Source organism: Streptomyces stelliscabiei (assembly GCF_014873495.1).
Taxonomy (GTDB): Bacteria; Actinomycetota; Actinomycetes; order Streptomycetales; family Streptomycetaceae; genus Streptomyces; species Streptomyces bottropensis.
On sequence record NZ_JADBGF010000001.1, the window covers coordinates 2,531,153 to 2,548,260 of the forward strand.

The 17,108-nt window shown below is 71.3% G+C and carries 16 protein-coding genes; 9 read left to right on the plus strand and 7 right to left on the minus strand.

The window, feature by feature from the left end; all coding sequences use genetic code 11:
* Positions 1-144 precede the first annotated feature (144 nt).
* From H4687_RS11085 to thpD, 5 genes are all read left to right on the plus strand, one after another.
* Positions 145-1,245, plus strand: coding sequence for a pyridoxal-phosphate-dependent aminotransferase family protein (locus H4687_RS11085; RefSeq protein ID WP_046919073.1), 1,101 nt, complete (start codon positions 145-147; stop codon positions 1,243-1,245).
* 356 nt (positions 1,246-1,601) lie between these two features.
* A complete protein-coding gene (gene ectA / locus H4687_RS11090; protein ID WP_225966655.1) occupies positions 1,602-2,153 on the plus strand; it encodes a diaminobutyrate acetyltransferase in 552 nt (183 codons plus the stop codon).
* A 65-nt stretch (positions 2,154-2,218) separates the two neighbouring features.
* Positions 2,219-3,490 carry a diaminobutyrate--2-oxoglutarate transaminase gene (gene ectB, locus H4687_RS11095; RefSeq protein WP_050398313.1) on the plus strand — a complete coding sequence of 424 codons (1,272 nt, stop codon included), beginning with the start codon at positions 2,219-2,221 and terminating at the stop codon, positions 3,488-3,490.
* Between the two features lie 67 nt (positions 3,491-3,557).
* Positions 3,558-3,962 (plus strand): ectoine synthase, encoded by a 405-nt coding sequence (locus tag H4687_RS11100; RefSeq protein ID WP_046920322.1) that lies wholly within the window; start codon positions 3,558-3,560, stop codon positions 3,960-3,962.
* 7 nt (positions 3,963-3,969) lie between these two features.
* Positions 3,970-4,884, plus strand: coding sequence for an ectoine hydroxylase (gene thpD / locus H4687_RS11105; RefSeq protein ID WP_179860156.1), 915 nt, complete (start codon positions 3,970-3,972; stop codon positions 4,882-4,884).
* 94 nt (positions 4,885-4,978) lie between these two features.
* Here thpD and H4687_RS11110 read toward each other — a convergent pair whose 3' ends face one another.
* The 6 genes from H4687_RS11110 to H4687_RS11135 all read right to left on the minus strand — a co-directional run bounded on the left by H4687_RS11110 (position 4,979) and on the right by H4687_RS11135 (position 11,006).
* A complete protein-coding gene (locus H4687_RS11110) occupies positions 4,979-6,004 on the minus strand; it encodes a maleylpyruvate isomerase family mycothiol-dependent enzyme (protein WP_078907190.1) in 1,026 nt (341 codons plus the stop codon).
* Positions 6,005-6,080: 76 nt separating this feature from the next.
* Positions 6,081-6,689, minus strand: a complete 609-nt coding sequence (locus H4687_RS11115; RefSeq protein ID WP_046913311.1) for an RNA polymerase sigma factor — start codon at positions 6,687-6,689, stop codon at positions 6,081-6,083.
* Positions 6,690-6,745: 56 nt separating this feature from the next.
* Positions 6,746-7,795, minus strand: coding sequence for an aminotransferase class V-fold PLP-dependent enzyme (locus H4687_RS11120; RefSeq protein ID WP_046913312.1), 1,050 nt, complete (start codon positions 7,793-7,795; stop codon positions 6,746-6,748).
* A 110-nt stretch (positions 7,796-7,905) separates the two neighbouring features.
* Entirely contained in the window at positions 7,906-8,622 is a 717-nt protein-coding gene (locus H4687_RS11125) for a DsbA family oxidoreductase (RefSeq protein ID WP_046913313.1), read from the minus strand.
* 132 nt (positions 8,623-8,754) lie between these two features.
* Entirely contained in the window at positions 8,755-9,363 is a 609-nt protein-coding gene (locus H4687_RS11130) for a DUF1349 domain-containing protein (RefSeq protein ID WP_046913314.1), read from the minus strand.
* A 113-nt stretch (positions 9,364-9,476) separates the two neighbouring features.
* On the minus strand, positions 9,477-11,006 hold the full coding sequence (locus H4687_RS11135) for an aldehyde dehydrogenase (NADP(+)) (RefSeq protein WP_078907187.1): 1,530 nt from the start codon (positions 11,004-11,006) through the stop codon (positions 9,477-9,479).
* Positions 11,007-11,151: 145 nt separating this feature from the next.
* On the opposite strand from H4687_RS11135, the gene H4687_RS11140 reads away from it, so the two are divergent.
* The gene (locus H4687_RS11140; protein WP_005477746.1) at positions 11,152-11,925 is read left to right on the plus strand and encodes an IclR family transcriptional regulator; all 774 of its coding nucleotides are present in this window, start codon (positions 11,152-11,154) and stop codon (positions 11,923-11,925) included.
* Between the two features lie 120 nt (positions 11,926-12,045).
* Positions 12,046-13,497, plus strand: coding sequence for a peptidoglycan D,D-transpeptidase FtsI family protein (locus tag H4687_RS11145; protein ID WP_046913316.1), 1,452 nt, complete (start codon positions 12,046-12,048; stop codon positions 13,495-13,497).
* Between the two features lie 83 nt (positions 13,498-13,580).
* Here the strand turns inward: H4687_RS11145 and H4687_RS11150 are convergent, their stop codons facing one another.
* On the minus strand, positions 13,581-15,032 hold the full coding sequence (locus tag H4687_RS11150; RefSeq protein WP_046913317.1) for an NCS2 family permease: 1,452 nt from the start codon (positions 15,030-15,032) through the stop codon (positions 13,581-13,583).
* Positions 15,033-15,300: 268 nt separating this feature from the next.
* Between H4687_RS11150 and H4687_RS11155 the strand changes: the two genes are divergently transcribed.
* On the plus strand, positions 15,301-15,903 hold the full coding sequence (locus tag H4687_RS11155) for a SigE family RNA polymerase sigma factor (protein ID WP_046913318.1): 603 nt from the start codon (positions 15,301-15,303) through the stop codon (positions 15,901-15,903).
* Entirely contained in the window at positions 15,900-16,778 is an 879-nt protein-coding gene (locus tag H4687_RS11160) for a hypothetical protein (protein WP_046913319.1), read from the plus strand. Before H4687_RS11155 ends, H4687_RS11160 begins: the two co-directional genes overlap by 4 nt.
* Positions 16,779-17,108 lie beyond the last annotated feature (330 nt).

Below are 17,108 nucleotides of genomic sequence, written 5' to 3' on the forward strand. Positions count from 1 at the left end.
AACCGATTATAAGGAGATGTTTGACTTCCCCAAACCAATCCGATGGGTACCGGGCCGCTTGACCTCGGATGTCGCCGGTGAGGGGGGCGAGGGTGCCGTCGGTACCCTCGACACCATCTACCCCATAGGTGAAGAGAGCACCCCGTGACACACCCGTTTCTGGATCTGGCCCCGCTGAGCGCGGCACACTTCGCGTCGATCGAGGACCGGGTGGCCCGACTGCTCTCCACCACGCAGGACGTCGTGATCACCCAGGGCGAGGCGCTGCTGCCGCTGGAGGGCGCGATCCGCGGGGCCGCCGGGCCCGGCACGACCGCGCTGAACGTGATCACCGGCCCGTACGGGCAGACCTTCGGCAACTGGCTGCGGGACTGCGGGGCGACCGTGATCGACCTGGCCGTCCCCTTCCACACGGCGGTCACGGCCGCGCGGATCCGGGAGGCCTTCGCCGCGCACCCGGCGATCGACTTCGTCTCACTGGTCCACGCCGAGGCGGCGACCGGCAACACCAACCCCGTGGCGGAGATCGGCGAGGCCGTCCGGGCGCAGGGCGCCCTGTTCTACCTGGACGCGGTCGCCTCCGTCGGCGCCGAGCCGGTACTGCCGGACGCGTGGGGTGTCGACCTGTGCGTCATCGGCGCGCAGAAGGCCATGGGCGGGCCGGCCGGGGTGTCGGCGATCTCCGTGAGCGAGCGGGCGTGGGCGCGGATGGCGGCCAACCCGCGCGCCCCGCGCCGCTCCTACCTCTCCCTGCTGGACTGGAAGGAGCGCTGGATCGACGGCGGCCGCCGCGCGCTCCTGCACGCACCGGCCCAGCTGGAGATGCTGGCGCTGGAGGCCTGTCTTCAGCGCATCGAGACGGAGGGGCTCGACACGGTGATGTCCCGGCACGCGTCCGCCGCCGCGGCGACCCGGGCGGGGGCGCTCGCGCTGGGCGGCGGTCTGGAGCCCTACGTCCACGAGGCTGCCGACGCGGCGCCGGTGGCCACGACCCTGCGGGCGCCCGCCGGGGCCGACGCGGCGGAGCTGGTCGCCGAGGCGCTCGCCGCGGACCCCGCCCTGCCGCTGGCCGCGGGCGGCGGCGCCCTCGCCTCGGAGGTGATCCGCGTGAACCACTACGGCGCCGACGCGACCCCGCAGGTCGTGCACGCGGCCCTCGCGGGGCTGGGGGCGGCGCTGGCCGAGCACGGCAGGACGGTCGATCCGGAAGGGGCCCGTCGCGCGGCGGCGCAGGCCTGGGCGTAGAGCGGCGGGCAGCTGGGCGTGAAAAGGCCCGCCCTGAGAATTTCCGATATCTTCCACGGGGTAATTCAGTGAATTCAGCGGGTAGAACCCCGTATTCTTCTGCCCGCTCTCCCCTTCCCTAAACGCAAAGATTTCGCGAACGCGGCGGGGCGTAATTCGAGCAGATCTCGTGAGGGTTGCACACGTGTGACCGACTCCACAGCGCGCCCTTTTCGTACGGTAATTTCCGGACGAAAAGCATCAGATCCACCTCGGTTCGACGGAGCACTCGCGCCCGCGTGATAACACGCGCTCGGCGCATACGTAACCCCGCGGGGCGATGCAATTCGAAATTCCGCTGGGTAAATTCAAGCCGTATGACCGCCGCACAAGCAGACCTGCACACCCAACCCCTGGAAGCCCCTCAGAAAATCGCGGAAGGGATTCGGATCGACCGCCCGAGCGTGGTGGACGGCGCGGCGCTGTGGCGCATCGCCGGGGACTCCGGAGCCCTCGACCTGAACTCCTCGTACAGCTATCTGCTGTGGTGCCGGGACTTCGCCGACACCTCGGTGGTGGCGCGGGACGACTCCGGAGAGCCGGTCGGGTTCGTGACCGGGTACGTGCGGCCCGAGCGGCCGGACACCCTGCTCGTGTGGCAGGTGGCCGTCGACGAGGCGCACCGGGGGCTCGGCCTCGCGGCGGCGCTGCTGGACGGACTGACCGAACGGGTCGCACGACGGCACCCCCTGACCACCGTCGAGACCACCATCACGCCGGGCAACACCGCCTCCGAGCGTCTGTTCGCCGGGTACGCCGCCCGTCATGGCGCGGACATCGAGCGCACGGTGCTCTTCGAGGCGGGGGACTTCCCGGACGGCCCGCACCCGCCCGAGATGCTCCACCGCATCGGACCGCTGTCCTTCTGAGCACCACCCGCACTCCCCCTCCCCCCTTCCTCTCCCTCCCCCCACGCACCGAGGAGCGATTCGACGTGACCATCACCCAGCCCGACCTGAGCGTCTTCGAGACCCTGGAGTCCGAGGTGCGCAGCTACTGCCGCGGCTGGCCCACCGTCTTCGACCGCGCGCAGGGCAGCCGCATGTTCGACGAGGACGGCCGCACGTACCTGGACTTCTTCGCCGGCGCCGGTTCACTCAACTACGGACACAACAACCCCGTACTCAAACGCGCGCTCATCGACTACCTGGAGCGGGACGGCGTCACCCACGGGCTCGACATGTCGACGACCGCCAAGCGGGCGTTCCTGGAGTCCTTCCAGAACCTGGTGCTGCGGCCGCGCGACCTGCCGTACAAGGTGATGTTCCCGGGGCCGACGGGCACCAACGCGGTGGAGTCGGCGCTGAAGCTGGCGCGGAAGGTGAAGGGCCGGGAGTCGGTCGTGTCCTTCACGAACGCCTTCCACGGCATGTCGCTCGGCTCGCTGGCCGTGACCGGCAACGCCTTCAAGCGGGCCGGGGCGGGCATCCCGCTGGTGCACGGCACCCCGATGCCCTTCGACAACTACTTCGACGGCACGGTCGAGGACTTCCTGTGGTTCGAGCGACTGCTGGAGGACCAGGGCTCCGGGCTGAACAAGCCCGCCGCGGTGATCGTGGAGACCGTGCAGGGCGAGGGCGGCATCAACGTCGCCCGCCCGGAGTGGCTGCGGGCGCTGGCCGCGCTGTGCGAGCGGCAGGACATGCTGCTGATCGTCGACGACATCCAGATGGGCTGCGGTCGCACGGGTGCCTTCTTCTCGTTCGAGGAGTCGGGCATCACCCCCGACATCGTGACGGTCTCCAAGTCCATCAGCGGCTACGGGCTGCCGATGTCGCTGTGCCTGTTCAAGCCGGAGCTGGACATCTGGGAGCCGGGCGAGCACAACGGCACCTTCCGCGGCAACAACCCGGCGTTCGTGACGGCGACGGCCGCCCTGGAGGCGTACTGGGCGGACGGCTCCGCCATGGAGAAGCAGACCCGGGCGCGCGGTGAGCAGGTCGAGGAGGCGCTGATCTCGATCACCGAGGAGAACCTCGCCGACGTGAAGGAGTACCGGGGCCGCGGCCTGGTGTGGGGCCTGGAGTTCCACGACAAGGCCCGCGCGGGACGGGTCGCCCACCGGGCCTTCGAGCTGGGGCTGCTGATCGAGACGTCCGGCCCGGAGAGCGAGGTCGTCAAACTGCTGCCCGCTCTCACCATCACCCCCGAGGAACTGGACGAGGGGCTGCGCGTCCTCGCCCGGGCCGTGCGGGAGACGGTCTGAGACCGCACCGGGTCACCCCGAGCACCTGAAGCACCTGAAGCACCTAACTAGGAGGCATCGCAACACCGTGATCGTCCGTTCGTTCAAGGACATCGAAGGAACCGACCGGCATGTGAAGTCGGCGTCCGGCACCTGGGAGAGCAAGCGGATCGTGCTCGCCCGGGAGCGGGTCGGCTTCTCCCTCCACGAGACGGTCCTGTACGCGGGGACCGAGACGTCGATGTGGTACGCGAACCACGTCGAGGCCGTCGTGTGCGTCGAGGGCGAGGCCGAGCTCACCGACCAGGAGACCGGGCGGAGTTACACGATCACGCCCGGCACCATGTACCTCCTCGACGGGCACGAGCGGCACACGCTGCGGGTGAAGGAGGACTTCCGCTGCGTCTGCGTGTTCAACCCGCCCGTGACCGGCCGGGAGGACCACGACGAGAACGGCGTCTACCCGCTGCTCACCGAGCCCGAGGAGGTGTGACATCACCATGACCACGACCACCACGATGAACACTGCCACCACCGTGCCCGACCTCTACCCCAGCCGTGGGGCCACCGAGGTGTCGGTCCCGCGTCAGGACCCGGTCGTCTGGGGCGCCCCCACCACGCCCGGCCCGGTCTCCCTCACCGAACTCCAGGCCTACGAGCGCGACGGCTTCCTGCCCGTCGAGCAGCTCATCGCGCCGGACGAGGTCGCCGTCTACCGGCAGGAGCTGGAGCGGCTCGTCGCCGATCCGGCGATCCGCGCCGACGAGCGCTCGATCGTCGAGCCGCAGTCGCAGGAGATCCGGTCGGTCTTCGAGGTGCACCGGATCAGCGAGATCTTCGCCCGGCTGGTGCGCGACGAGCGGGTCGTCGGACGGGCCCGGCAGATCCTCGGCTCGGACGTCTACGTCCACCAGTCGCGGATCAACGTCAAGCCGGGGTTCGGCGCCTCCGGCTTCTACTGGCACTCCGACTTCGAGACCTGGCACGCCGAGGACGGTCTGCCGAACATGCGGACGGTGTCCGTCTCGATCGCCCTGACCGAGAACCACGACACCAACGGCGGCCTGATGATCATGCCGGGGTCGCACCGGACGTTCCTCGGCTGTGCGGGGGCCACCCCCAAGGACAACTACAAGAAGTCGCTGCAGATGCAGGACGCCGGCACCCCGTCCGACGAGGCGCTGACGGCCATGGCCTCCGAGTACGGCATCAAGCTGTTCACGGGCAAGGCCGGTTCGGCGACCTGGTTCGACTGCAACTGCATGCACGGCTCCGGCGACAACATCACGCCGTTCCCGCGCAGCAACGTCTTCATCGTCTTCAACAGCGTGGAGAACACGGCGGTCGAGCCGTTCTCGGCGCCGGTACGGCGGCCCGAGTTCATCGGCGCGCGAGACTTCACCCCGGTGCGCTGAGCACCGGATCCGGGCCCGTGCGGTGACCTCACCGTCACCCGGGCCGGGCCGGGCGGCCGCTGCCCCTGAGCGGCCGCCCGGCCCTTTCGCGCGTTCACAGCCAGGCCAGTGACGCCGCCCTGTCCAGCACGTTCCGGGCGGCGGCCGCGTCGCCCGTGATGCCTCTGGGGACGCCCCCCGGGGTGTGACGGCCACCGACCAGGAGGCAGAAGTCCACGGGATCCAGGGTGAGTTCGGCCCGTACGGGACCGGTGTCGTCACCGAGGATCCAGCTGGTGCCGGTGGGGCCGGTGACCTCGAAGAGGACGGGGGCCGCGTCGTGGAGGGCCAGACCGAGGATGCGGACCGCCAGGCGGACCAGGGACCAGAGGTGTTCGTCCGGGGGCGGGGGGACGGGGAGGCCGAGCGCGCGGCCGATGTCGTCCGTGTGGATCCATGCCTCGAAGGCGCGGACCACGAAGTGGTCGGCGACCGGCAGCCGCAGGCCCATCACCGAGACGGGGCGGGCGGCGAGTTCGGGGTCGGCGGCCTCGGGGGTGGCCAGCAGCGCGGCGGCCTGCGCGGCCCAGGTGGCGACCGTCTCCGCCGGGGTGCGCCCGTGCTCGTGGGCGATGACGTCGGCGGTGCGCCGGGCCCAGGCATCCCCGGCGGGCATCCCCTCCGGGATGTGCGAGGCGGGCAGGGGCGGGTCCAGGCCGAGGTGTACGGCGAGGTGCTCGTCGGCGGCGACGAGGTGCGCGACCGTGGCGTGCGCGTCCCAGTCGTGCACCACCGGTGTGCCCCAGCGGCCGTCCACCTCCGGTACCAGCGCCTGGAGTCCGGCCACGGCGGCGGCGTAGGGGGCGGCGTGGTGGGCGATCTCGGCGGCGCGGGGGCGGCGGGAGCGCAGGGCGAGCGCGAGGACGCCGTCGGCGCCGGTGCCCGGGGCGTCGGCACCGTCACGGGCGGGGACCGGCCCGCCGTCCAGCAGGCGTACGGTGTCGCGGAGCCGTTCGGCCTCCGCCGCGCACGACTCGCAGCCGGCCAGGTGCAGGGGGACCGTCCGCCGGTCGCCGGGGGGCAGCGCGCCGACCGCCCAGGCGGCCAGCAGCTCCCGTACCCCGTCGTGGTCGTTGGTCATCGCGCGCCGCCCTTTCGCCCTGCCCCGTCCACGATACGCACGACCGGCGCGGTCCCGGCGGTCACGTACGCCCCCATCACGCGCCCCTCACCGCCGCCGGGTCCGGTGGGTCCGCGAGGGAGCGGGCCAGGGTGCGCAGGGCCGAGCGGAGCCGGGTCTTCGCGGTGCCCTCGGGTATGCCCAGTTCGACGGCGGCCTGGCGGTAGGTGCGGCCCGCGAAGTAGGCGAGGTGGACCACCTCCCGCTGGGGGCGCGGGAGTCCGGCGAGGGCGGTGTGCAGCAGCAGGGAGCGCTCGCGGTCGACGACCGCCTCGTCCGGGCCGGGCCGGGGGTCGGGGACGGCGTGCAGCGCGGAGTCGTCCGCGCGGGCGTCCCTGCGGTGCCGGGCCTCGTCGCGCACCCAGTCCACGGCCCGCCGGTGGGCGAGCATGGAGAGCCAGGTGCGCAGCGAGCCCCGGCGCGCGTCGAAGCCGTACGGCCTGCTCCACAGCTGGGCGAAGACCTCCTGCGCCACGTCCTCGGCGGCTGCCGGGCTGCGGGTGACCCGGGCGGCCACCCGCCGGACGAGTCCCCCGTACACCGCGTACGCCTCACGCAGCGCGGACTCGTCCCCGTACACCAGCCGCCGATGCAACTCCACATCGAAGGACGGCTGTTCGAGCGTCGGCTCCACCGGCACCACCACCTCGTGAAGCCTTCCTAGCGCCCTCGCCCGGTCCCGCGCCAGTGGGTCTCGTGAACTCAGCCGGACAGGACGTCCAGGAGGCGGTCGACATCCGCGGGCGTGTTGTACAGGTGGAAGGCGGCCCGCAGATGGCCCGCGCGATCGGAGACCTCGACGCCGGCCCGGCTCAGTTCCGCCTGCTGGTGGCCGAGTCCGGGCACCGAGACGATCGCCGATCCGGGCGCCGGAACGGGCTCGTGGCCGAGGCCGGCGAGGCCCGCGCGGAACCGGCCGGCCAGCGCCAGGTCGTGGTCCCGCACGCGGGGGACGCCCAATTCCTCGATCAGCGCCAGGGACCGGCGTGCGCCGGCGTACGAGAACAGGCTCGGGCTCTCGTCGAACCGGCGGGCGGAGCGGGCGAGTTCCTCGACCGGGCCGTAGCAGCTGTCCCACGGTTCCTGTCCCGCGACCCAGCCGGCGAAGAGGGGGGTGAGGCCGCCGAGGTCCTCCGGGACGACCAGGAAGGTCACTCCGCGCGGACAGAGGAGCCACTTGAAGGCGACGGAGACGACGTAGTCGTACGCGTCCGCCTCGATCGGGAGCCAGCCGGCGGACTGCGACGCGTCGACGTACGTGCGCGCGCCGTGGGTCAGCGCGGCCTCCCGGATCGCGGGCAGGTCGGCGATCCGGCCGTCTGCGGACTGGGCGGCGCTGACCGCGACGAGCGCCGTGCCGGGGCGGACCGACTCCGCGACGCGCTCCAGCGGGACCTGGCGCACCTTGAGGTCGCCGCGCACGTGGAAGGGGTTCACGAGGGAGGTGAAGTCGGCCTCGGCGGTCAGCACCTCGGCGCCCTCGGGCAGCGAGGCGGCGACCAGTCCGCTGTAGACGGCGACCGAGGCGCCGGCCGCCACACGGCTGTCCGGCACCCCGACGATCCGCCCGAAGGCCGCCCGCGCGGCCTCCACGTCGGCGAACATGTCCTGCGGCTGCCCGGCCGCGACCGAGTCCACACCGGCCTTCATCGCGTCGACCGTGCGGGCCGGCAGCAGTCCCGTACTCGCGGTGTTCAGATAGGTGTTCTTCGGGGCGAACTCGGTCCGGACGAGGCTCTCGAAGGTCTCCATGGCTCCACTGTGGGCCCCCGCGCATCCCACGTCCATGGAGATGTTCTGCGCGATTTCCCCAAGCGATACTTATGGATGGCCGCTGACCTGCGCCGCAGGCCTCACCGCGGCTACTGCGGCACGGCACATCCGTCGGGTCCGCAGGCGTCCGCGCCCTCGGCCGCGACGACCTTCAGGGGCGCGGGCCGCTCGCCCCACGCCTGCGTGAGCGCCCGCTCGAACACCTCGGCGGGCTGGGCGCCGGACACCCCGTACGTGCGGTCGAGCACGAAGAACGGCACCCCGTTCGCCCCCAGCTCCGCCGCCTCGCGCTCGTCCGCGCGGACGGCGTCGGCGTACGCGCCGGAGTCGGTGAGCACCGTGCGGACCGCACTCTCCTCCAGTCCCGCCGCCACGGCCAGCTCGACCAGGTACTCGTCCGCGTCGGCGTACACGGACCGCTCCTCGGCGAAGTTCGCCCGGTAGAAGGCCTGGAGCAGCTCGCTCTGGCGGCCCTGCTCCTTGGCGAAGTGCAGCAGGCGATGCATGTCGAAGGTGCTGCCGTGGTCACGGCCCTCGGCCCGGTAGGCGAGGCCCTCGGCGCCGGCCTGCTCGCGCAGGTTGTGCTCGCCGGCCTGGGCCTGCGCCTCGCTCATCCCGTACTTCTTGCTCAGCATGGTGAGGACCGGCTGGATGTCGTCCTTGGCGCGGCCCGGGTCGAGCTCGTAGGAGCGGTGCACCACCTCGACGCCGTCGCGGTGCGGGAAGGCGGCGAGGGCCTTCTCGAAGCGGGCCTTGCCCACGTAGCACCAGGGGCAGGCGATGTCGCTCCAGATCTCGACGCGCATGGTGTCAGCTCTCTCCAGGTCGTACGGGTATGACGGAGACGGCCCCCGCCTCCAGGATTGGTGAACGTTCAAGCAGCTCGGCTCATTCCCGGCCACGCCCTTTCCGGTCACCGTGAGGGCCCGAGGCGCGCCTCAGCTGCCGTTTCTCAGGTCCTTGGGCCAGTTCGGGCGGAACTCGATCTCGTCGTAGGTGACCACGCAGCCCTCACCCATCGGGGACTGGGTCATGAAGCCGACGAGGGCGGCACCGCTCTCGTAGGGGTCGGAGAGGGTGAAGAGGCGGACGAAGATCCAGCGCTTGCCGTCGCGCGAGGCGTGGAAGGCGAAGGCGCGGCCGGTGCGGCTGACCCGCAGCCATACCGAACTGCCGTCCACGGTGAAGGAGTTGGCGTCGTCCGAGTGGCCCCGGGTGACCACCGTGCACACGGTCGGCACGTCAGGCGAGTACTCCAGGCAGAGCTTCGCCCAGGCCCGCTCCCCCACGTGCACGTACAGCACGCCCGCGTCGAATCCGGCGCCGAAGCCGACCGTGACCCTCGCGATCAGCTGGAAGTCCCCTTCCGGCGCCCCCAGCAGCCGGGGCGCGTCCGAAGCGGGGTCCAGCGCCTCGCCGGTGGGTGGCACGAACCGGTCCTGCCGGGCACCGGCCCACCCGGTGAGCACCCCGTCCTCGTAGGACCAGTGCCCATCGGGACCGTATGTACGGAGCGAGAACGGGAGTTCGGGGATGTCGACGTCCATGGGGGGATTCTCGCAGCTCCCGGCCCACGGCAGTGGGCCTTTCGGGGGCGCGGGAAGCTGCGTGAACCACCGTGTCCGGCGCTCGGCCCGAAGCGGGCCGAGCGCCCGCACCGCTAGCGCTCCAGGCGGCCGTCGAAGCGCCGCGGCAAGCCCAGCGGGTTGTCGTCCCGCAGCTCCGGCGGGAGCAGCGCCTCGGGCGCCCCCTGGTAGGCGACCGGTCGCAGCCAGCGCTCGATCGCGGTTCCGCCCACCGACGTGGACGTGGAGGTCGTCGCCGGGTAGGGCCCGCCGTGGTGCTGGGCGGCGGCCACGGCCACGCCCGTCGGCCAGCCGTTCACGAGCACGCGGCCCGCCAGCGGCGTCAGCTCGGCCAGCAGCTCCGGTCCGCGCCCGCCCTCGGCGGCCTCCTCACCGGACACGTGCACGGTCGCGGTGAGGTTGCCCGGCAGCCGGGACAGCACGGACTTGGCCTCGTCCTCGTCCGTGTAGCGCGCCACGACCGTGAGCGGCCCGAAGCACTCCTCCAGGAGCAGGTCGTGCTCGCCCTCGGTCGCCAGCTTCTCCGCGGGGACGGTCAGGAATCCGGGGCTGACGGTGTGGTCGCCGCCCGCGCCGGCGGTCACCGGCGACTCCACCTCGGGCAGTTCGGCACGCTCGGCGACACCGGCGAGGAAGTTGTCGCGCATCCGGTGGTCCAGCAGGACCCCGGAGCCGACGTCGCTGACCGCGTCGGTGAGGGACTTGAGCAGGCGGTCACCGGCGTCACCGGCGGGCGCCAGCACCAGGCCGGGCTTCACGCAGAACTGCCCGACGCCGAGGGTCATCGACCCGGCGAGTCCGGCGCCGATCGCCTCGGCGCGCTCGGCGGCGGCGGCCTCGGTGATGAGCACGGGGTTCAGGGAGCCCAGCTCGCCGTGGAACGGGATCGGCACGGGCCGGGCGGCGGCCGCGTCGAACAGGGCCCGGCCGCCGCGTACCGAACCGGTGAAGCCGGCGGCGGTGACGAGCGGGTGCTTGACCAGCTCGACGCCCGCCTCGAAGCCGTGCACGAGGCCGAGGACGCCCTCGGGGATGCCGTGCTCGGCGGCGGCCCGGCGCAGCACGATCGCGACCAGCTCGGACAGCGCCGGGTGGTCGGGGTGCGCCTTGACGACCACCGGGCAGCCGGCGGCCAGCGCGCTCGCGGTGTCGCCGCCGGGGACGGAGAAGGCGAAGGGGAAGTTGGACGCCGAGTAGACGGCGACGACACCGAGGGGGACCTTGTAGCGGCGCAGGTCCGGGATGGGCGGGGTGGCGGTGTCGTCGGGGTGGTTGATCACCACGTCGAGGAAGGCACCCTCGTCCACGATGTCGGCGAAGGCCCGCAGCTGGTAGCAGGTGCGGGCGAGTTCGCCGGTGAGCCGGACCGGGCCGAGCGCCGTCTCGGCGTCGGCGACCTCGACGAGTTGGTCCTTGGCCGCCTGGAGCTGGTCGGCGGCGGAGCGCAGGAAGGCCGCACGGACCGTGCGGTCGGCCAGGGAGGCGCGGGCGGCGTGCGCCGCGCGGACGGCGGCGTCCACCTCCTGGGCTGTGGCCTCCACCGCAACCTGCTCGCGCTGCTTCCCGGTTCGGGGGTCGACACTCCAGACTGGTGCTGCTGCCACCGCGGGTTCCTCCACGTATATCTGGGTCAATTCCCAGGGGTATTTCTGGGTCATTCACCAGGGTCGTTCGATATGCTGAACGCTGTCTCTGATGATGAATACTCAGTCGGAGACTATTTCCCGTCCAACGAAGGGGTCAAGGGCGATGTCGGCAGTCGAGACGGGCGGCGGAGCGCAGGTCAAGTCGGCGGTGAGGACCGTTGAGCTGCTCGAATACTTCGCCGGGCGCCCCGGAATGCACTCCCTGGCGGCCGTCCAGGAAGCCGTCGGTTACCCCAAATCCAGTCTCTACATGTTGCTCCGGACCCTGGTGGAGCTGGGCTGGGTCGAGACGGACGCGACGGGCACCCGGTACGGCATCGGGGTGCGGGCACTGCTCGTGGGCACGTCCTACATCGACGGCGACGAGGTGGTGGCCCTGGCCCGGCCGACGCTGGACCGGCTGTCGGACGACACCACCGAGACGATCCACCTGGCCCGCCTCGACGGCACGAACGTCGTCTACCTGGCCACCCGGCAGTCGCAGCACTATCTGCGCCCCTTCACCCGGGTCGGCCGCCGGCTGCCCGCCCACTCCACCTCGCTCGGCAAGGCGCTGCTGGCCACGCACACCGACGAGCAGGTCCGCAAGATGCTCCCGGAGACCCTGCCCGCGCTGACCGAGCACACGATCACCGACCGGGAGCGGCTCATCGAGGAGCTGCGGCAGATCCGCGACCAGGGCTTCTCCGTGGACCGCGAGGAGAACACGCTCGGGCTGCGCTGCTTCGGCGTGGCGATCCCGTACCGCACGCCCGCCCGTGACGCCATCAGCTGCTCGGTCCCCGTGGCCCGGCTGACGCCCGCCCACGAGCAGCTGGTCAAGGACGCCCTCTTCGACGCACGGGACCGGCTGACGCTGGCGACGCGGCGGCTCTGAGCCGGCCGGGGCGCGCACCCCGGCCGACGCCCCGGGGTCAACCCCGCTTTCATGAGGAGCCCATGAGAAAACCGGCCGAGGGGAACGACCGATCGCGTTCCGCTCGTCCTTACGGGTGCCATGAACAAGACGATCAGGCGCTCCGCCGTCTTCATCCTGCTGCTCGTGCTCGCTCTGCTGGGGCGGGCGACGTGGGTGCAGTTCTACGAGGGCACGGCGCTCGCGGACGACCAGGACAACCGGCGCAACGCGATCAAGACGTACGCGGACCCGCTGGGGAACATCGTCGTGGCCGGCGACTCGATCACCGGCTCGGGCCGGACGAGGGACAGCGACCTCGCGTACAAGCGCACGTACAAGGACGGCGAGCTGTACGCGGCGGTCACGGGCTACGCCTCGCAGGCCTACGCGCCGACGCAGCTGGAGGGCGTCTACAAGGACCTGCTCGACGGCACCGACCTGCGGCTGAAGACCGTGATGGACACGGTCACCGGCGAGCGGGCCGAGCCGGGCAACGTGATCACCACGATCGAACCGGCCGTGCAGAAGGCCGCGTTCGACGCCCTCGGCGACAAGAAGGGCGCGGCCGTGGCGATCGACCCGGCCACCGGGCGCATCCTCGCGGTGGTGTCGACGCCGTCGTACGACCCGTCCTCGCTCACGGACGCGGGCACCGCCGGTACGGCCTGGAAGAAGTTGAACGCCGACCCGGACAAGCCGCTGACCAACCGGGCGCTGCGCCAGCCGCTGCCACCGGGGTCGACGTTCAAGCTGGTCGTGGCGGCGGCCGCGCTGGAGGACGGGCTGTACGCGTCGGTGGACACCAGGACCGACAGCCCGGACCCGTACACCCTGCCGGGCACGCGCACGGAGCTGTCGAACGAGAACCCGAGCGCGCCGTGCACGAACGCCACGATCCGTACGGCGCTGCAGTACTCGTGCAACAACGTCTTCGCGAGGATGGCCGTCAAGCTCGGGCAGGACAAGGTGCGGGCGATGGCCGAGAAGTTCGGCTTCGACGACAAGACGCAGGACGTGCCGGTGCGGGCCTACGAGAGCGTCTACCCCTCGGACATGGACGAATCCTCCACAGCCCTGACAGGCATCGGCCAGTACGACGTCACCGCGACGCCACTGCAGATGGCGATGGTGTCGGCGGCGATCGCGAACGGCGGCAAGCTGGTCTCGCCGCACATGGTGGCGCAGATCACCGACGGGGGTGGCGACGTCCTGGAGGACTACGACGCCGACGCGGACACGAAGGAGATCATGAGCGCCGACACCGCGGAGCAGCTGCAGTCGGCGATGCGGACGGTCGTCGAGGACGGCACGGGCACGAACGCGCGGATCAGCGGGGCGAGGGTGGGCGGCAAGACCGGCACGGCCCAGCACGGCGAGAACAACAGCAAGACCCCGTACGCCTGGTTCACGTCGTACGCGAAGGCCGACGGCAAGGAGGTCGCCGTCGCGGTCGTCGTGGAGCAGTCGAACGCGGCCCGGTCGGAGGTCAGCGGCAACGGGCTGGCGGCGCCGGTGGCCAAGGCGGTCATGGAGGCCGCGCTGAAGAACTGAGGCACCCCCGAACCATCCGAAGAAGAAGGGCCGCCCTCACTCCCCCCGGAGGGCGGCCCTTCGCCGTCAGTGGGCGAGCGGTGTCACTTCACCCCGAACAGCTGCTGGATCGGGTTGATCGCGAAGTAGACGAGGAACAGGACCGAGGTGGCCCACAGCAGCCAGTGGATCTCCTTCGCCCTGCCGAGGACCGTCTTGATGAGGACGAAGGCGAGGAAGCCGGCGCCGATGCCGTTGGTGATGGAGTAGGTGAACGGCATGACGGCGATGGTGAGGAACGCCGGGATGGCTATCTCGTACCTGTCCCAGTCGATGTGCTTGACCTGGGTCATCATCAGGAAGCCGACGGCGACGAGCGCGGGCGCGGCGGCCTGCATGGGGACGATGGTCAGCAGCGGGGTCAGGAAGAGCGCCACCGCGAAGAGGCCGCCGGTGACCAGGTTGGAGAAGCCGGTGCGCGCGCCCTCGCCGACGCCGGCCGCGGACTCGATGTAGGAGGTCGCGGAGGACGAGGAGGCGGCGCCGCCCGCGACGGCCGCCGCGCCGTCGATGAGGAGGACCCGGCCGAGGTTCGGGACCTTGCCCTCCTCGTCCAGCAGGCCCGCCTCGGCGGTGATGCCGACGACCGTGCCCATGGTGTCGAAGAAGTCCGACAGCAGCAGCGTGAAGATCAGCAGGACGACCGTGATGACGGTGGTCTCGCCGAACGAGCCGAACAGGCTGAAGTCGCCGATCAGTCCGAACTCGGGGGCGGCGACGAGGTCGGCCGGGACCTTCGGGGTGGTGAGGCCCCAGCTCTTGATGTCGGCCACCGAGTTGATCACGATCGCGACGACCGTCATCGTCAGGATGCTGATGAGGATCGCGCCCCGCACCTTGCGGGCGAGCAGGGCGATGGTCAGCAGGACACCGAGACAGAAGACGAGTACGGGCCAGCCGGACAGCGCGCCGCCGGCGCCGAGTTGGACCGGCACGGTGGTGCCGGCGATGTCGGGTATGCGGCTGACGAAGCCGGCGTCGACGAAACCGATGAAGGCGATGAACAGGCCGATGCCGACGCTGATCGCCTGCTTGAGCGGTTGCGGGATGGCGTGCATGACGGCCTCGCGCAGGCCCGTGGCCACCAGGACGCAGATCAGCAGGCCTTCGAGGACGACCAGGCCCATCGCGTCGGGCCAGCTCATCAGCGGGGCTATCTGGAAGGCGACGACCGCGTTGAGTCCGAGGCCGGCGGCGAGGGCGAGGGGCAGGTTGCCGCCGACGCCCATGATGATCGTCATCACCGCGGCCACGAGGGCGGTGGCGGTGACGAGTTCGGCGCCGTCGAGGGTGTGGCCGAACTTGTCCTTGGCGTTGCCGAGGATGATGGGATTCAGGACAAGGATGTACGCCATCGTGAAGAACGTGGCGAGGCCGCCGCGTATCTCACGGGCGAAGGTGGACCCTCGGGCGCTGATCTTGAAGAAGCGATCGACGCTGTTCGCCCCGGGTGGTCCGGCTGCGGGCCGGTCGGCCACCTTCTGTGCGTCGGACATGAACGGTGCTCCTAGTGACATGCGTGGACTACGCGCGGATGCTGGCTGGATTGTTCCCCCGTTGAACCTGGTTCAGGTTTTCTCCGTGTTACGAAAACGGAGTTCTCCCTGCAAGACGGCGTTCGAAGCCGCGTACGAACCTCGTTCACGATCACTGCTACTCTTCCGGATCTCGTCGGGGGTCGACCTCGGACGATCACATGTCATTCACATGACTCGCACAGGCAGCCGGATGGGCTGCCGTGGCCGCAGCGAGAAGAGAGGTCCCGTGGGCACTGTCGTCGACGACGCAGCCTCCGTGGAGTTCCACGCCTTCTTCGAACGGCACTATGCCGAACTCTCCCGTCTCGCGCACCTGTTGACGGGTGAGGCGGACGCCGCCGACGACCTGGCCGCGGACGCGTTGCTCGCGATGTGGCACCGCTGGGACCGGGTCCGCGCGGCGGACCATCCGGTGGCGTACGCCCGTGGCGTCGTCGCCAACCTGGCCCGCACCCGGATCCGCAGCGCGGTCCGTGAGCGCCGCAGGATCACGCTGTTCTGGTCGCAGCGCGAGGAGAAGACCGAGAATCCCGATGTGCCCGGCGTGGTCGACGTCCAGTCGGCGCTGCGCAGACTGCCCTTCCGCAAGCGGGCGTGCGTGGTGCTGCGGCATGCTTTCGACCTCTCGGAGAAGGACACGGCGCTGGCCCTCGGTGTCTCGGTCGGTACCGTGAAGAGCCAGACGTCCAAGGGCATGGCCGAACTGCAGAAGCTGCTCGGCACCGAGAACGCGCCACGGCGTATGCACGCCGGCATCACGGGCGGGGGCGTGAGGGGCGCGAGTGTGACCGGTGCGGGCGCGCCGGGCAGTGGAGGAAGGGACCGATGAGGGACGTGCACGAGGATCTGCGCGCCCGGCTGCGTGAGTCGGCCGAGGCGCACGAGCCCGACCGCGCCCGCATCCTGGCCCGGATCGAGCGCGGTATGGCGGCCCCCGAGGAGCGCCGGAGCCGCAAGGCGACCCGGCCGCCGCTGTGGGGCTGGGTGCGGGTGGTCACGGCCACCGCCGGTGTCGCGAGTGTGCTCGCGGTGGGCGGTTACGCGGTCGCCTCCGCGGTGAAGGGCGAGGAGACGGCGCCGGCCGACCGGGGGACCGTCGTGGTCTCCCCGACCCCGGTCGACTCCCCGGCCGCGACGAGCCGGGCCCCGATCCCTCCCGACCGTCCGAGCCCGAGCGCCGGCGGGAAGCAGGAGACGAAACCCCGCTCGACCCCGTCGCAGAGCCCGTCGGCCAAGGACACGACCGCGCCGACGCTGCCCTCCTCGGGGGACGAGAGGGACGGTCCGCTCTGGTCGGACGGCTCGGTCGACCCGCACAGCAACGACTTCTGGGCGCAGAGCAATCTCACCCTGAAGACGAGCGAGCAGCTCACCGAGCTGACCGTGCAGCTGCGGATCGCCCGGACCGGCGGGGTCACCTCGGCCGGCGCCTGGCGCTCGCTGCCGGAGCAGGACTTCGACCTCACGGTCGCCACGGACGACGGGTTCCTGGTCTACACCTGGGTGCTCAAGGACGGCCGTACGGTCCCCAAGGGCGAGTTCGTCTTCGCCGGGCAGTACAACCACGAGCGCGGCGGCCGGGACGCGGGCGGCGACCGCTACGCGATGACGGCGAAGGCCGGCGGCGACGACCTCTCGGTGGCGGGCGACTTCGAGGCCCACGACGACAAGGGCGAGGGCTCCTCGGACGAGGACGACTCGTAGGAAGATCCGCGGCGGCGGCAACCCTGTCCCCACCGGTGGCGACCAGGAGGCAGCACAGTCACCACCAGCGGGGGATCGGGCACATGACCGCAGCCGCGGAACGGACCGGGGGCACGGACGCGTTCGCGGGCGATCGGCCGCGGGTATCCCCGTACGACCGGGGGAACAACCACCCGTGCGCGTACGGCGTCCTTGTCGATACAGGGCATTCGAACACCAGTCAGTACGACGTCCCCGGTCCGGGCATGGTGTCCGCCCGTGTGGACCTGCCGGCCCGAGCCCCCTCGGCCGGCGGCGGTGCCGACCGGAGCCCCCCTCGGGGTCGGCACG